This is a genomic window from Bacillus sp. bc15 (assembly GCF_900142585.1).
Taxonomy (GTDB): domain Bacteria; phylum Bacillota; class Bacilli; order Bacillales; family Bacillaceae_G; genus Bacillus_A; species Bacillus_A cereus.
Window position 1 is genome coordinate 36361 of the sequence record NZ_FRBJ01000006.1, and the last position, 14400, is coordinate 50760.

Below are 14400 nucleotides of genomic sequence, written 5' to 3' on the forward strand. Positions count from 1 at the left end.
CTTATACCCACCTTTATTATTAAAAATCTAGCTTTCTCTTTACCTTTTAAATGTAAATAAACTTATTATTTTTTATATAAATCTTTAACTCCACCTCTATATCTTGTAAAAGATCGTTAATGAGTTCATAAAAATCATTTCCATACTCACTACACTCGTATTGAGCAAAGATTTGAATCACATATCTAGTTTCCGTCTCTAATGCTGACTTTATTTGATTAACCCTTTTTTCTTCTACATACGCTTGATATTTATGTATTGCCTCATAAAGATGCAATACATGCGCTTCTTCATCTCTCCAATCCAACGTATCAACAATTAAAAGAAATAGCGTATTTTGATTATCTATTATTTCATAATCATTCATATATTTCTTACACCCTTTTTTGTTTTTCATTGCATGCAGATGTCACTACACTTCGCATACTCAAGTACATCTTTTAATGATTGATGAAATTCAATTTCTGGGATCCAACCTAACCTTTTTATTTCCTCTATTGCTAAACTCTCATTTGAGTCGCTCCCATTTTTCTCTGTTTCCTCTATAAAAAAATTTAGCTGTGTTAATTCTTTATATTGTTCTAGTACATTTAATAAAGATCGTTTTACTCCTGATCCGATATTATATTGTTTTCCATTTATTCCATCTCGTAATAACACATGATACGCTTTAATCGCATCACGTACATCTAGAAAATCTCTACTATCTTTCAAACTGTTTACTTCAATAATGGATTTACTTCTACCTGATTCTATATCTAACATTTTCTTTGCGAGAATCGAACAAATGCCATTCGATTTCCCTGGACCAATTAAGTTTGAGGGCTTTGCAATGATAATATTTGAATCCATTAATCCTCCCCAAGCCTCTGCAATAATGACTTGCATCGTTTTACTTAAACTATATGGATTTGAAATTTTTATTTCGTTCATACTATCTGCTTGCAAAGCAGATCCTATAACTAATGTTCTACAATGCGAGGCTTCTTGCTTAATTGCTTCTAATAAATATAACGTTCCTATTACATTAATCTCTATATACTCAAGAGCAGCTGTCCAAGATTCTATGACCGAATTCCTTCCTGCTAAATGCAATACGTAGTCTGGCTTTATTTGTTTCATTACCTTCATTACTTCGCTCTTATTAGTTAAATTACAAGTAATACCATTTCTATTTTTTTCTCTATGTGCACGATTTTGAAACATAGGAATTACATGAAAGCCCTGCTCTAAAAAATAGTGGCAAGCATGGCGTCCTGTGAAACCATTTGCACCAGTTATTAAAAGGCTCGCATTTTTTTTCATCGCAAAAACCCTCCTTTTAATAGCATTTGTTTCACCTCATGTTTTGCAAGTAAATCTTGTTGAGAACTAAAACTCTTCACATCCACTAAAGGATAGCTAGAATAATATTCTTGAAGTCCTTCTATAGGAATAGTCGGTAGTACCACAAAATAATTTTGATCAAAACTTATACTTGTTTTACTCTCTACCTCAGATAGAAGCATTTCACTTAATTTTTCACCCGGTCTTATCCCTACCTCTTTTACCTTAACATTTTCTTTTCCTGAATATTCAATTAACACTTCTGCTAAATCTGTTATTTTACATGCCGGCATTTTCATAACAAAGATTTCCCCGCCTCTACCTTGAGATACGGCTTTAAATAACAACCCAACAGCATCTTCAACTGTTAAGAAAAATCTAGTCATATTCGCATCGGTAATCCCTACTTCTGAAGATTTTTTAATTTGTTGTTTAAAAAGTGGTACTACACTTCCACTCGTTCCTAAAACATTTCCACCACGAACACAAATGAATTTTGTTTTCTTCGTTTGTATATTCGCATGAACCATTAATTTTTCACCAATTGCTTTTGTCATCCCATACGTATTTGATGGATCAGCTGCTTTATCCGTTGAAACATATATAACTTTTTCAACTTGCATCTGTATAGAGGCTTCAATTACATTTTGCGTACCATGTATATTGGTTTTTATAGCTTCATAAGGATAATACTCACATACTGGAACATGTTTTAAAGCTGCAAGATGGAACACATAATGTACACCTTGGCAAGCATAGACTAGTTGATCTTTATCACGAATATCTCCAATAATAAATTTTAACCTATCATCATTTATAAACTGTTGCTGCATTTCAAACTGGACCGTTTCATTTCTTGAAAAAACTCTAATTTCTTTCGGTGATTTTTCTAATAGTTGTTTTATAAGTTCATGCCCCCACGAACCTGTACCACCAGTAATTAAAATTATTTTATTTAACATTCCTTTTCCTCCTACGAAACATCTCAATTTAAATAATATTTATTGAATTATTTTCAATTGATTCAAATCATAATCGTCGTTTGTTACATTTAATTGACAAAATAAAAAAACAGAAACTATTAAACTTAGTTTCTGTTTTTCATTTCACCTCACAACAGTAAGATTTTTTATACTGTTTGCATGATAAATAAATTCCTTGTAAAAAAACACCGCTCATTTATTTCTTATACTCGTAATAAAATAAATAGAATGATTCATAGCCAATAATCATGTTTAAATTTATGAAAAAGGGAGGTAACGGAATGGACCGAAACAATTCATATCATACATATAACGGACCTTCCAAAGCACTGCCTCTCTCCCTATTCGATGTAAAAAATGAATTGAAACAAAAAAGCAAACTTATTCCTTCTGATACCATGTATAAATTAACGAAAGAAGAGCAACTCCTCATCAACAAAATAAAAATACAAACAGAACAGCTAAATAAAAATAATGTTACAAGAACACGCGCATACTACCAATTTTACATTCAATATCCAGAAATACATTGGGCACTGCTTGGGCATATGGTATCACGTAACGGCGGTTGGAATATGACTGATTTAAAGGGCGATTTATATACGAGAATTTTATCAGAGAAAGATCAATTCATATTTTTTTCTTTTTTAGAAAGAGGGAATTGGCTTATTTTCCAAGATGTATACCCTCAATTTTTACTTTACGAACAAAGTGTAAAGAGATCACAAAAGTTATTTCACCTTCTCCCTCACCTAAATGTTTCTACATTTATGGAAACGATGTGGAACGATTTTTGGAAAACAGGCAACAAAAAAACATTAGCGATTGCAACTATTGTTAATGAACAAAACTACTTAGAAAAAAGAGTGATTCAAAATGTACAATTTAAAAAGACTGTACTAAATAGTATTGGATTTAAACTCTTTGATTTCTTTCAGTTTAATCATATCCTTTTCCCATTCTACGAAAATGATAAAAAACAAAAAGTATTACTATTTGGTGATACAATGAAACATTTCACTTCCTTACATGAACGAATATTAATTGGAAAAAGATTGTATTCATTATTATTTCGAGATACACATGTTTTATCTCAAATAATAAGCTGGGCCCAACATCATCCGCATACAGGATCAAGGAAAGATTACTGGCCCCATTTATTTTCAAGTGTAAATGAATCTTTTTCCCGTGAGTTTTATAAGCGCCGAATAAAGAAATGCCAGTTGCGAAGTGGCGCTTATCGTATATACAGTCCTTCACTCATCTATGCATGGCGAGATATGAAGCATGAAGAAGTTGACAGTGAAGATTGGTTTACCGATTGGCAAGTTGTGAATTACTTAGTTGATAAGGAGGAAAATATAAATGGACAAATTACAGAAGACTACTGCAAAACACTCGAAAAAATTGAACTCGCAATTCTCGCAAAGAAAAATGTCCTCCTCCGAGAAGAAGAATGAGTTTCTAGCATTAGTAGTTACAATCTTTCTCTCTTCTATTATTGGAACTTGTTTAGATGCTTTTTTTGTTCATAAACAAATATATTCCTTTCCAGCTAGACCCTTCTCATCCACATTTTCAGTTAATATAGCTTTTACATCGTTCGTACTGCCGATTTTAACAGTTATCTTTATACACATTTCAAAAAAATTATCTAAAGTTTCTAGAATTCTATTTATTATTTCGATCGGTATTTGCGCTAGCCTTTTTGAACAGATTGCTGAAAGTTTAGGTTTATTTGTACATAGTGCGAATTGGAACCATACATATTCTTTATTTGGTTATATGATTTATTATTCTTTTATTTGGAACGTATATAATTGGATAAAAAAATAAAGAGACCATTATAGGTCCCTTCTTAAGCATACTCTTCCATTATTGCTAATGGTGCCAGTGTTTGAAGGCTTTTAGAGCGTAAACGATAGGCAACGACTTTCTTCTTATATTGCTTAATGACATCAACATGTTCCTCATAGCTATATAGAGAAAACCTAATCTCTTTATTCCCTTTCTTCGTATCAATGACTATTGGTGTCCCTTCTCCGTGCGGCGGGAAATAATGTTTATCTAAAAACAAAGCCTCATTAAATTCATGAATAACTTGTAGTTTCATTTCTCCCTCTATATTTTTTCCATCTATCGATATAGAAGTATTTTCCGCCTCAAGCTTTTGATGCAATTCAAATTTACTAATAATTGATTCTACAACAGAAGTGGGCATGCTAGAAACTAATACTTTAATAGCTCCAAAAACAAATAATGTAACTATAAACCATGTTGTCATTGTTATCATCTCCATTACATTTAAAAAATAAATTTCGTTCCATACGGTATTAGTATACTAATGAGTATTCCAGTTACAATCATCGTTACCGAACCGATAGTCGCTTCTTTCTCGCCTTCCTTCACTAAACGGCTCACACCGATAATATGTGATGCACAGCCCATTCCAACTCCTTTTCCAATCGTACTTGTTATACTGAAAAGCTTAAGTACTGTTGGTCCGATAATAGCACCTGTTATTCCTGCAACAACTACAAAACTAGAAGTCATAGATGGAATACCACCAATTTGATCCGCTAATGATAGGGCAATAGGCATCGTTGCTAACTGTGGTAAAGTAGTTAATATAAGTTCCTTATCTATATTTAAAATTCCGCCAATCACTACATTCATACTCGTTACAGCCACTATACCTATCACTACTCCAATAAGTATCGATAAAAAATTTTTCATAAGTATCTTTCGCTCTTTAAATAGAGGTATGGCTAATGCTACAATTGCAGGGCTCAATAAGCTTGAAAGAATGTCTCCTCCATTTTCCCTATACTCATGATGAGAAATACCAAAAATGAAAAATAAACAAATCATAATTGCCGTAACTGTTAACACCGGTAACGTAAATGCAAACGTAAATTTTTTATATAGCTTTGTCGCCAAGAAATAAATTGCTACAGTAATAATAATTAAGACCATTTGAATCGTGCACCTTGTCGATTTTATTTTTTTGTTGTTATTAATAATTGACTTATATACCCTGAAACAATCAAAGTTACTACAGTACTTGCAACTACTAAAAGGAATATAATACTCCCCTTACTTAAAAGAAAAGACCCGTATTCCATCAGCCCTGTTGTCGAAGGGATTAAAAATAACGGTAAAAATACGATTAACTTTTCCGCACCTAACTCAAACCATTTTAACGGTAAAATGCGAGTGGAAAGGAGCAGGAACAGCATTAACATCCCTATTAAACTTCCCGGTATTGATAGATGGAATATTTCCTGAATCCACGTACCCACTAAGCTAAATATATATAGCACGCCTACTTGAAGTAAAAGCATCACGTACTTCATTTCTTTCCCTCATTTCACTATCACACATCCATATTATGAAATTTCATTTAGCGTGTCGGCAAACCGTTTAATTCCAAGTTGAATTTGTTCTATATTCGCTCTACCAAACGTAAATCGTATATATTCATTTTTCGAACCTAAAACACTGCCCGGAACAAATGCGACACCATTCCGTATAGATTCACCTAATAAGTGATATTCATCAAACTTTCCTTTCACTTTACACCATACATGTATTCCACCCTCTGGCACGAAACATTCCACTCGGTCTCCCAATGTTCCTTCAAGCTCTGCAATTAATTCATCTCTTCTTTGCTTCAATTGTCCACGAAGTATCGTAATATGTGTATGAAAATCCTTTGATTCTAAAAATTGATTTGCTACCCACTGCGTAAATACACTATGGCCAAAATCAACTTGTTGCTTTGCATCTGCTAAACGCTCAATTACGCGTGTAGGACCAATTATCCATCCAATACGTAATCCTGATGCAACAATTTTTGATAATGAACTTATATAAAGAACATTTCCATTTTGGTCCATTGATTTTAATGTCGGGTTCACTTCTCCATTAAAAGAAATTAAACTATACGGATCATCTTCTACAATTGGTATACCGAACTCAGAAGACAGTTCTAAAATCTTTTTACGTCTCGCTAATGAAAGCACAGTACCTGTTGGATTTTGATAATCTGGATTCAAAAAGACCATACGAATACGATGCTTTTTGTGCAAATCGATTAAGTCATCTGGATTCATTCCATGCTCATCAACAGGTAAATGAAATATGTTTAAACCGGCCGATTTAAACATTGGAAGTGAAAAACAATATGAAGGATCTTCAATCGCAATCGCATCGCCAGGTTTTAATAAACATTGAACGATAAGATTAAGCGCCTGTTGTGCTCCAGACGTAATAAGAATAGAGCTTGAATCTGCTTCAATTTGTTTATATTGCTGAACATGTGCTGCAATTGTTTTTCTCAACATCTCATTTCCAAGTGGATGGTCATAGCCGAGATTTTCCATAAATGTTTTCTCCGCCAAAATTGTTCGAAATCTATCACTCGGAATTAATTCTGGTGACAGTTCACCACTCGCTAAATTAATTAAATCATCTTTTTGTGTTTCCGTTCGAATTTGTTGAACGAGTGGTACGTTAGGTAAGAACGATCCATCCTCCACGTACCTACCCCAGTTCGGTATTCGTTTATGTGAGACACCCCATATGTCTGTATTAACCCGTGTTCCGCTTCCCTTTTGCCGTTCTACTACTCCAAGTGATTTTAATTCTTCATACGCAGCTACTATTGTACTCCGGTTCACCTGTAATTCCTTTGCCAATATACGCTCAGAAGGTAACTTACTATCAGAAGGAAATTCACCTGAAGAAATGCCTCTTTCAATATAATCAGCAATTTGTTTATATACAGGTGTCTTATCTGCACGATTTGGTTTCCATTCCATCTAGTTTCCTCCTTTCAAAACGAACTATCCTCATTTTTTACTAACAGTATTCACCGTAAAAATAGTATTAATTAGTTACATTTTCTTATCCGTAAATGGATATATCCAAAATGGTTCTCTTTCTGATTACTCAATAGCTTCTGAAATTTCAACTTCATACTCTCATTTCACTTCTTTTACAAACTATTAAATCATTACCGCATACCATGTTACCCCGGCCAGTAGAACAAAAAGAAGAAGAATATAGATTGCAGATAAGTTTTTCACATTTCTTTTTGTAGACTTACCGTAATTCTCCTCCACGTTTCTTGCAACTAGTACAGTCCCAAATAGCGATACAATTACAATAATAACGACTAGTGAAATTGCAAAACTCATTGTCTTTTCACCTCTCTAAGACCCATCTATTTTAATTAAAGAACTTACATAAAAACCTTCCTCTTTAAAACGTTGATAACATACTACCTTTCTTCTCTTATCATAATAGATGTTTGCAAAAAGCGGACCAACCACTTTCGTGTTTTTTTGCTCATCCACTTAAAAAATAAAAAGCAACTGATCACTTAGGACCAGTTGCTTTTTTCACACGATAATTTTTCATTTAAAATTAATTCGATTTAAAAGTTTCGCCTTTTCATAATGAAACATCGACTGAGATAACTCAAAAATTGTTCCATTTACAAGATACACTGTATTTTCAATAAGAAGCGCCGGATCACCTTCATTTAATTCTAAAAGCTGTGCATTTTCTTTATTTACTTTTTCACAACTAATAACTTTATCAGCAAAACCAATATTTAATCGTAAATCTTCAATGAAATAACTGTATACAGAGCTTAATGCTATTTCTTCGTTCAAATATGGAATAATATCCTTTTTGAAATAACTTACTTCAATAGAGAATGGTTTAGCATCTACAATTCTTAAGCGCTTCAAAAAATACAACCTAGTTCCAGCTTCGCATTGCATCCGCTTTGCTATCTCTTCGTCCGCATCTATTACTTCCAGCTCTAACACTTTCGTTTCAATATTTTGTGAAACAAGATTTTTCGTTAATCCACGTAAACTTCCTAAATTAATGTAATCTGTTACAGAAGTTTCGCGTAAAAACATGCCACTACCTTGCACTTGAAAAATATAACCTCTATTCACAAGCTGACTAATTACTTTACGTATCGTATTACGGCTTACTTCAAATCGATTCATCAACGCTTCTTCTGTAGGTAGTTTTTTCGTTTCATTAAAAAGCCCATCTCGAATGTTTTGCTCTAACACATCTGCAATTTGTTTATACTTTGCACTCATACACTTTCTCCTAAAATACTCTTTTATCTGTTATAACTCTTCCCCTCTCGTTTCGATCACACGTTTATACCAATGAAACGAAAGTTTCTTCTTACGTTTTAAGTTATCATTATGATCGACAAAAATAAAGCCATATTGCTTTTTATATCCATTTAACCAACTTAAAAGATCAATCACTGACCATGCATAATAACCTTTTAAGTTAATTCCCTCTTCAATTGCACGCTTCATTACTTTTAAATGCGCTTCAATAAATTTAATTCTCGGAACATCTACAATTTCTCCGTCAATGATTGGATCTTCATCACCAAGTCCATTTTCCGTTACATACATCTTTATGTCACCGTAACGCGCTTTCAACATATGCAATCCCTCTAAGAAACCTTCGGGAGATATTTCCCATCCCCATTTTGTATATGTTTTATCATCCATTTTAACTGTTCGATAAAAACCATCAAAAGAAGGGTTACCTGGAGCAAGCGTTGAGTTTTCTCGAGAATGTTCCTCACTCTTTATATCCATATCGTATCTTTCTACTCGTATTGGTTGATAATAATTCAAGCCAATAAAATCATTTTCTTCTGCATTTTGTTTAATGATTTCTAATTCTTCAACCGTCCAATTAGGAGTCCATCCTTTTTCCTTTAATTGTTGTACAACATAAGACGGATACTCGCCTTTTAAAATTGGATCATAATACCAATACGTTTCATATTCATTCGCATGATTTGCTGCTCGTATATTTTCTTTTTGATTATCCACACTATAAGCGGGTAAGAAAACATGTGTAATCCCAATCTCACCATATTGTTTCAGCTGCTTGTACACCGCAACTGTTTTCGCATGTGCATAAAATACATAATGAGTCACTTGAAAATACTTTGGAACATCATTTTGGATTCCTGGTGGATGTGCACCTTTTAAATAACCTAATCCACAAAACATTACTGTCTCATTAAAAGTAATCCAATGCTTAACTCTGTCACCAAATGCCTTAAAACAAGTTTCTGCATATTTTACGAAAGCCTCTGCTGTTCTTTTATTCGTCCATCCACCATCTTTTTCTAACGGTAATGGTAAATCCCAATGATATAAAGTGACAAACGGCACAATCCCGTATTTTAAACATTCATCAATTAAGTTGTTATAAAATTCAATCCCTTTTTCATTTACCTTTCCATCTCCAGTCGGCAATATTCTCGCCCAAGAAATAGAAAAACGATACGATTCTAATCCCATCTCAGCCATTAAGCGAACATCTTCCTTATATCGATGATAATGATCAACAGCTACATCACCATTTGTTCCATTGTATGTTTTGCCAGGAATTTTTGAAAACTCGTCCCAATTCGTAACACCTTTTCCATCTTCATTCCATGCACCTTCTACTTGATAAGAAGCTGAAGCAGCTCCGAATAAAAAATCATGTGGAAACTTCATAGTATATACCTCCATTTCATTACAACAAATCAAATTCATTCACATATATAAAATTTATAGGTACAATTTTATATTTATGATTATATCTTATGTTTTTATTTTTTTCTATTATAAAAGTACAATTTCTATTGTTGGTTATTGGAAAAGAAAAAGAAGCGATATATTTTATCGCTTCTTACTCTCATCATCTTTATTCTTTTATTAATGACTTATTCGCTCTTATAACTTCTTGATACAATAATGGTGACCACTTTTCATTTATGTAGTCTTGAATTACCCAGCCTACTCTTGTAGGATTCTTTTGTTTTATATCGTTTGCAATTTCAGGATTTATATAAGAAGCGTAGTAATATGGACTATTCCATGCTGTACCACCAGAAGACAAGCTTGTAAAATTAATATATAGATGATTTAAATCCTCGCTATTGTTCATCGTTTCATCCATCGTATCTTTAATAGATTTTACTTTCTCATCATAATTCACTTTATATTTATCTTGTACTGTTACATTTACATTTTGGTTTACAGTTGTGGTAAACGTCTCATTATCTGGCCAATAAAAATTATTATATCCTCCAGATTCATTACTACCACTATATCTTTTTAGTAGTACAATTTTCCCACGAGCATCTCCAAGTTTTATATTTCCTTCTGTTTTTAAAAAGATAGGATCAACAAAATAATTTTTTTCAAACGTACTACTAAATGAACCTTCTGCCCCTTTCATATCCTCATACTCTTTTTTTAAAGACATAATAATTGTTTCACTCGGGTTATCTTTTAAAAATTGTTTCGCTTCATTTATGAATTCATGCAATGTTACGTAAAGATATAATGGCCCATGATGAAGAACTATCGTATTATCATCTGTTAAACGTCCTCTTATATCAAAAATGCGAGCTCCATGGTCCATTTGATAGCGAAAATCATATTCTTGCGTCATTCCCCACACTTGCTTAATCGGATTTTGCAACTTGAACGTCCCACTATCGTGTGTTCCTGGAATTGAAATTCGTGCTAACGGGATATTATCAGGTATAGGTTGCATCCATTTTGACCAATTTTCAAGCTCATTAACAGAGCTAGCTGCAACTACTCTCTTATCATGTAAAGCAAATACAAATGTGATAAATATTGTACTACATATGAATAATTTCAAAATTAACTTCTTATTGCTCATTATTATCCCTCACTTTTTCTGTTTTTACATCAAACTTATTGAATATAATATAAGCTAGTTCATAAAAAATAAATAACATTTCATCAATATGAAATATTGCATAGAAGTAAAGTTAAAAAATCATTCACATATACTAAATTAGAAAAATTTAAAGGAACTTCATCTGAAGTTCCTTTTGCTTATTTTATGTTCAATACATATAAACCATCTTTATTCTCATATTTATAGACGTATAAATAATATTTCCCTGGCTTTGCATTATAAGTTCCTTTAACTACATTTCCTTCATTTTCACCATATGCTACATAGTTATTTAAATCTGATTCATGATGAAGTACCCATGTCATTCCGATATTTTGTTCATTTAGTAGAGAAATATTAATATTTTCCGGTGAGTCAATTTGGAAAGTAAATACATCTACTCTATCACTATTATGTAGCGTTCCTTTCACCGGTGTATGAAAGTTAACTTTATTTGCCTGTCTAGGCTCATTGTTTGGTTCATTTTCTGTTACTTGTAACTCATTCCCACCGTTTGGTTTTCTTTGTTCATAACCTAAGTTTACTAGTATAGACTTCAAATCTGGTAAAACACCAATTTTATCTGCATATGGATCTTTAGATTTTGTTCCTGTGCTCTGGTTGCTTAATATTGCTCTTAGTTCACTTGGTCTATATGGTTGTCCTAAATTTTCTTTAGCAATGCTTTGTACTAAAGTCACTGCCCCAGCAATAATTGGCGAAGCACTAGATGTTCCGCTAAAGCTTGAAGTATAAAGATTTACAGCACTTCTACTTTGCTCGGCTGTAGTTGTATCTACATTTTCTCCCCATCCGTACACATCAATACGGCTTCCATAATTCGAAAACCACATACGTTCATGAGGGAAAGATGAAGAGCCAGCTCCTACCATAATTGCACCCGAATCTTTAAAATCTTTACTATTACGATTTAAGACTTGCTTACCCTTTCTATCTTTGAACTGATCTAAATCATTCCACCCATTTGCTCCAGCCTCTATAATTACAATTCCCTTATCTGTACCAGCACGAATTGCATCAAAAATATCTGGTTGTACTTCAACAGGTAAATATTTATCACCATATCCATCAAAGGATGCTTGCGCCTCTAATAATAAAACATCCCCAGCTTCTAACTGATTTACAGCGCTTAATATTGCATCAGCCGTATTATACTGTCCATTATCTCTTATTTGAGAGATAACCTTTGCTTTCGCTTTTGGCGCAATCCCAATATTCCCGACTTCATTGTCCTCAGAAGATACAATTCCTAGTACAGACGTCCCATGACCGACATGCTGATTTATATTTCTTCCAGACATTAATTCAATATTTTGATGTAATAAATCCTCATGATTTAATAGCCATCCGTATTCCATATCAACAAAAGTAATACCATTTCCATTACCGCCTTGAATTCCCCAGGCGAAAGGCGCATTAATACCGTATGGGGCTGCTTCAAGATAACCTTGTTTTTTAAATCTAGGATTGTTATTAGGATTAAGAGCTACACTTGATGATTGCACTTCAGGTGGCATTATTTTCTCTTGTTTCTTCATATACGAATCTTCTATTAAAGAAGATGCCTTTAACTTATCTACTATTTCTTCTTCATACCCACTATTTTGATTTTGAAGAATATAGTAGTTTAATAGACTTGTAGATACATGATTAGGTGCTTTCACTTCAAGGTTTTGTATTTGTTCCGGGCTTACAGATGTGAATAAACGAGTAAATGTTACATCTGGATATTCTGTCAAAAGATCTTTTATTACTTTATCATTCGTTTGAGATTGTATTTGTTTTTCAATACCATCTTCATATGGCAAATCCAAATCCGCTTTAAATTTTACAATGATTTGCTTATCTGTTTCTTGTTCTATCCCTAATTTACTCTGCTGTTCTATAGAATCAGCATATACACTATTGATAGTGCCTCCTGTTCCTAAAAGTGTTGTAATGATTACAGTTGACGCACACATTTTTTGAAATATTTTCATTACATCAATCCTCCTATTAATAATTATTAATCATTATATTAATCTATAATGATTAATTCTATAACGTATTCCCTTTCTACTAAATAGATTATAGTAATCAGAAATATGAACTTCAATGTATTTTCATATGCAATATTTCATATTCTGACTCTACACTAAACGAATATGAAACTTATAGTGATTATTTATTTTATATGTGCTAATATACTTACATTAATATATTACGCATATACACATTTCAAACTACATTACTTAATCGTTTCACCTTAATTTTTTCTTAGGAGGATTTACAATGAAATTACTAAAAATAAAACATATAATTCCTTTATCTGCGGCCGCAATTACATTCGTATGTAGTCAAAGTACAGCTGAAGCTTCTACCATTCATACAGTAAAAAAGAACGATACACTTTGGGGCATTAGTAAACAATACGGAGTTTCAATACAATCCATTAAACAGGCTAATAATAAAGGAAACGATAAAACCTTTATTGGCGAACAGTTACATATTCCGGGGTCCGTGAAATCAAATGAAATCACTGTTCCTCAAAACGCCAAGCCTGCGAACATTTCTGAACAAATTATTTATCAAGTACAACCGGGAGATTCATTAGAAACGATAGCAAAGCGTTACAATGTCACTGTCCAATCTATAAAACAAATTAACAATACAGTCGGAAACAAGCTTTATACAGGACAACATTTAAAAATCAACTCAAGTATTTCACAAAAAGAAAAAGACTTAATGGCACGCTTAGTTACCGCTGAAGCAGGTGGCGAATCCTATAAAGGAAAAGTAGCAGTAGCCAAAGTTATACTAAATCGTGTAAATGCAAAAGGTTTTCCAAATACAATAACAGGCGTTATTTATGAACCTATTAAATACGGATATGCATTTACTCCTGTTACAGATGGAAGAATTAATCAACCTGCAAGTGCAGAAGCAAAAATGGCTGTAGAAGAGGCTATCTCCACAAATGGAGTAGATTCAGACTGGATTTATTTCTACAATCCAAAAACATCAACGGACAGGTGGATTACAACACGTCAAACAGTAGCAGTAATTGGTAATCATGTGTTTGCTAAATAAGATTTAAAATCATTAACAGACCTCTTCACTTAAAAGGTCTGTTTTTTTCTATGTAAGATGTTATTAATCATATGACATAGTTATTTTTTAAACTGTTTCTTCTTTCAAATAAAAATTTTTGTATTTACTCCACCACTCGTAGAAATTAATAAAGCATCAAGTTCAAAAACTCCCACTTTATTAATAAAAGCTATTTCTTAACTTCATAAAATTGTTATACACTAGAAAAATA

The 14400-nt window shown here is 32.8% G+C and carries 15 protein-coding genes; 3 read left to right on the plus strand and 12 right to left on the minus strand.

Going from position 1 to position 14400, the window contains the following annotated elements; genetic code table 11:
• Positions 1–46: 46 nt before the first annotated feature.
• From BUA87_RS19355 to BUA87_RS19365, 3 genes are read right to left on the minus strand one after another with little or no spacing between them, the layout of a single operon-like run.
• Positions 47–397: a DUF6572 domain-containing protein gene (locus tag BUA87_RS19355; protein WP_072940501.1), complete on the minus strand. Its 351-nt coding sequence runs from the start codon at positions 395–397 to the stop codon at positions 47–49.
• Entirely contained in the window at positions 394–1305 is a 912-nt protein-coding gene (locus tag BUA87_RS19360) for an SDR family oxidoreductase (protein WP_065229229.1), read from the minus strand. The genes BUA87_RS19355 and BUA87_RS19360 overlap by 4 nt, the downstream gene beginning before the upstream one ends.
• Complete coding sequence (locus tag BUA87_RS19365) at positions 1302–2288, minus strand: UDP-N-acetylglucosamine 4,6-dehydratase family protein (protein ID WP_065229230.1); 987 nt, start codon at positions 2286–2288, stop codon at positions 1302–1304. The genes BUA87_RS19360 and BUA87_RS19365 overlap by 4 nt, the downstream gene beginning before the upstream one ends.
• 302 nt (positions 2289–2590) lie before the next feature.
• Here BUA87_RS19365 and BUA87_RS19370 point away from each other — a divergent pair, with 302 nt between their 5' ends.
• Positions 2591–3769, plus strand: coding sequence for a DUF2515 domain-containing protein (locus tag BUA87_RS19370; RefSeq protein WP_065229231.1), 1179 nt, complete (start codon positions 2591–2593; stop codon positions 3767–3769).
• Positions 3744–4145 carry a CBO0543 family protein gene (locus tag BUA87_RS19375; protein ID WP_071713493.1) on the plus strand — a complete coding sequence of 134 codons (402 nt, stop codon included), beginning with the start codon at positions 3744–3746 and terminating at the stop codon, positions 4143–4145. Before BUA87_RS19370 ends, BUA87_RS19375 begins: the two co-directional genes overlap by 26 nt.
• Before the next feature lie 22 nt (positions 4146–4167).
• Here BUA87_RS19375 and BUA87_RS19380 read toward each other — a convergent pair whose 3' ends face one another.
• From BUA87_RS19380 to BUA87_RS19420, 9 genes are all read right to left on the minus strand, one after another.
• Positions 4168–4593 (minus strand): YfmQ family protein, encoded by a 426-nt coding sequence (locus tag BUA87_RS19380; protein WP_000214633.1) that lies wholly within the window; start codon positions 4591–4593, stop codon positions 4168–4170.
• A gap of 20 nt (positions 4594–4613) precedes the next feature.
• A complete protein-coding gene (locus BUA87_RS19385) occupies positions 4614–5285 on the minus strand; it encodes an LrgB family protein (RefSeq protein ID WP_065229232.1) in 672 nt (223 codons plus the stop codon).
• Between the two features lie 23 nt (positions 5286–5308).
• Positions 5309–5665, minus strand: coding sequence for a CidA/LrgA family holin-like protein (locus BUA87_RS19390; RefSeq protein ID WP_000878380.1), 357 nt, complete (start codon positions 5663–5665; stop codon positions 5309–5311).
• 33 nt (positions 5666–5698) lie between these two features.
• A complete protein-coding gene (locus BUA87_RS19395; RefSeq protein WP_000454956.1) occupies positions 5699–7132 on the minus strand; it encodes a MocR-like pyridoxine biosynthesis transcription factor PdxR in 1434 nt (477 codons plus the stop codon).
• Positions 7133–7318: 186 nt separating this feature from the next.
• Positions 7319–7510 (minus strand): hypothetical protein, encoded by a 192-nt coding sequence (locus BUA87_RS19400; protein ID WP_000006458.1) that lies wholly within the window; start codon positions 7508–7510, stop codon positions 7319–7321.
• 219 nt (positions 7511–7729) lie between these two features.
• Complete coding sequence (locus BUA87_RS19405; protein WP_001274912.1) at positions 7730–8437, minus strand: GntR family transcriptional regulator; 708 nt, start codon at positions 8435–8437, stop codon at positions 7730–7732.
• Positions 8438–8467: 30 nt separating this feature from the next.
• Positions 8468–9877, minus strand: coding sequence for a glycoside hydrolase family 1 protein (locus BUA87_RS19410; protein WP_000671632.1), 1410 nt, complete (start codon positions 9875–9877; stop codon positions 8468–8470).
• A 190-nt stretch (positions 9878–10067) separates the two neighbouring features.
• Positions 10068–11057, minus strand: a complete 990-nt coding sequence (gene plcA / locus BUA87_RS19415) for a phosphatidylinositol diacylglycerol-lyase (protein WP_000066296.1) — start codon at positions 11055–11057, stop codon at positions 10068–10070.
• Positions 11058–11236: 179 nt separating this feature from the next.
• Positions 11237–13078: a S8 family peptidase gene (locus tag BUA87_RS19420; protein ID WP_072940504.1), complete on the minus strand. Its 1842-nt coding sequence runs from the start codon at positions 13076–13078 to the stop codon at positions 11237–11239.
• Between the two features lie 292 nt (positions 13079–13370).
• On the opposite strand from BUA87_RS19420, the gene BUA87_RS19425 reads away from it, so the two are divergent.
• Positions 13371–14168, plus strand: coding sequence for a cell wall hydrolase (locus tag BUA87_RS19425; protein WP_000771004.1), 798 nt, complete (start codon positions 13371–13373; stop codon positions 14166–14168).
• The last annotated feature ends 232 nt before the right edge of the window (positions 14169–14400 follow it).

Bases quoted from the DNA above. Each gene is read 5' to 3' on its own strand.
- BUA87_RS19400 (WP_000006458.1), bottom strand. From the start codon at position 7,510: ATGAGTTTTGCAATTTCACTAGTCGTTATTATTGTAATTGTATCGCTA.
- BUA87_RS19405 (WP_001274912.1), bottom strand. From the start codon at position 8,437: ATGAGTGCAAAGTATAAACAAATTGCAGATGTGTTAGAGCAAAACATT.
- BUA87_RS19380 (WP_000214633.1), bottom strand. From the start codon at position 4,593: ATGACAACATGGTTTATAGTTACATTATTTGTTTTTGGAGCTATTAAA.
- BUA87_RS19420 (WP_072940504.1), bottom strand. From the start codon at position 13,078: ATGAAAATATTTCAAAAAATGTGTGCGTCAACTGTAATCATTACAACA.
- BUA87_RS19355 (WP_072940501.1), bottom strand. From the start codon at position 397: ATGAAAAACAAAAAAGGGTGTAAGAAATATATGAATGATTATGAAATA.
- BUA87_RS19385 (WP_065229232.1), bottom strand. From the start codon at position 5,285: ATGGTCTTAATTATTATTACTGTAGCAATTTATTTCTTGGCGACAAAG.
- BUA87_RS19365 (WP_065229230.1), bottom strand. From the start codon at position 2,288: ATGTTAAATAAAATAATTTTAATTACTGGTGGTACAGGTTCGTGGGGG.
- BUA87_RS19370 (WP_065229231.1), top strand. From the start codon at position 2,591: ATGGACCGAAACAATTCATATCATACATATAACGGACCTTCCAAAGCA.
- BUA87_RS19360 (WP_065229229.1), bottom strand. From the start codon at position 1,305: ATGAAAAAAAATGCGAGCCTTTTAATAACTGGTGCAAATGGTTTCACA.
- BUA87_RS19395 (WP_000454956.1), bottom strand. From the start codon at position 7,132: ATGGAATGGAAACCAAATCGTGCAGATAAGACACCTGTATATAAACAA.
- BUA87_RS19375 (WP_071713493.1), top strand. From the start codon at position 3,744: ATGTCCTCCTCCGAGAAGAAGAATGAGTTTCTAGCATTAGTAGTTACA.
- BUA87_RS19425 (WP_000771004.1), top strand. From the start codon at position 13,371: ATGAAATTACTAAAAATAAAACATATAATTCCTTTATCTGCGGCCGCA.
- plcA (WP_000066296.1), bottom strand. From the start codon at position 11,057: ATGAGCAATAAGAAGTTAATTTTGAAATTATTCATATGTAGTACAATA.
- BUA87_RS19410 (WP_000671632.1), bottom strand. From the start codon at position 9,877: ATGAAGTTTCCACATGATTTTTTATTCGGAGCTGCTTCAGCTTCTTAT.
- BUA87_RS19390 (WP_000878380.1), bottom strand. From the start codon at position 5,665: ATGAAGTACGTGATGCTTTTACTTCAAGTAGGCGTGCTATATATATTT.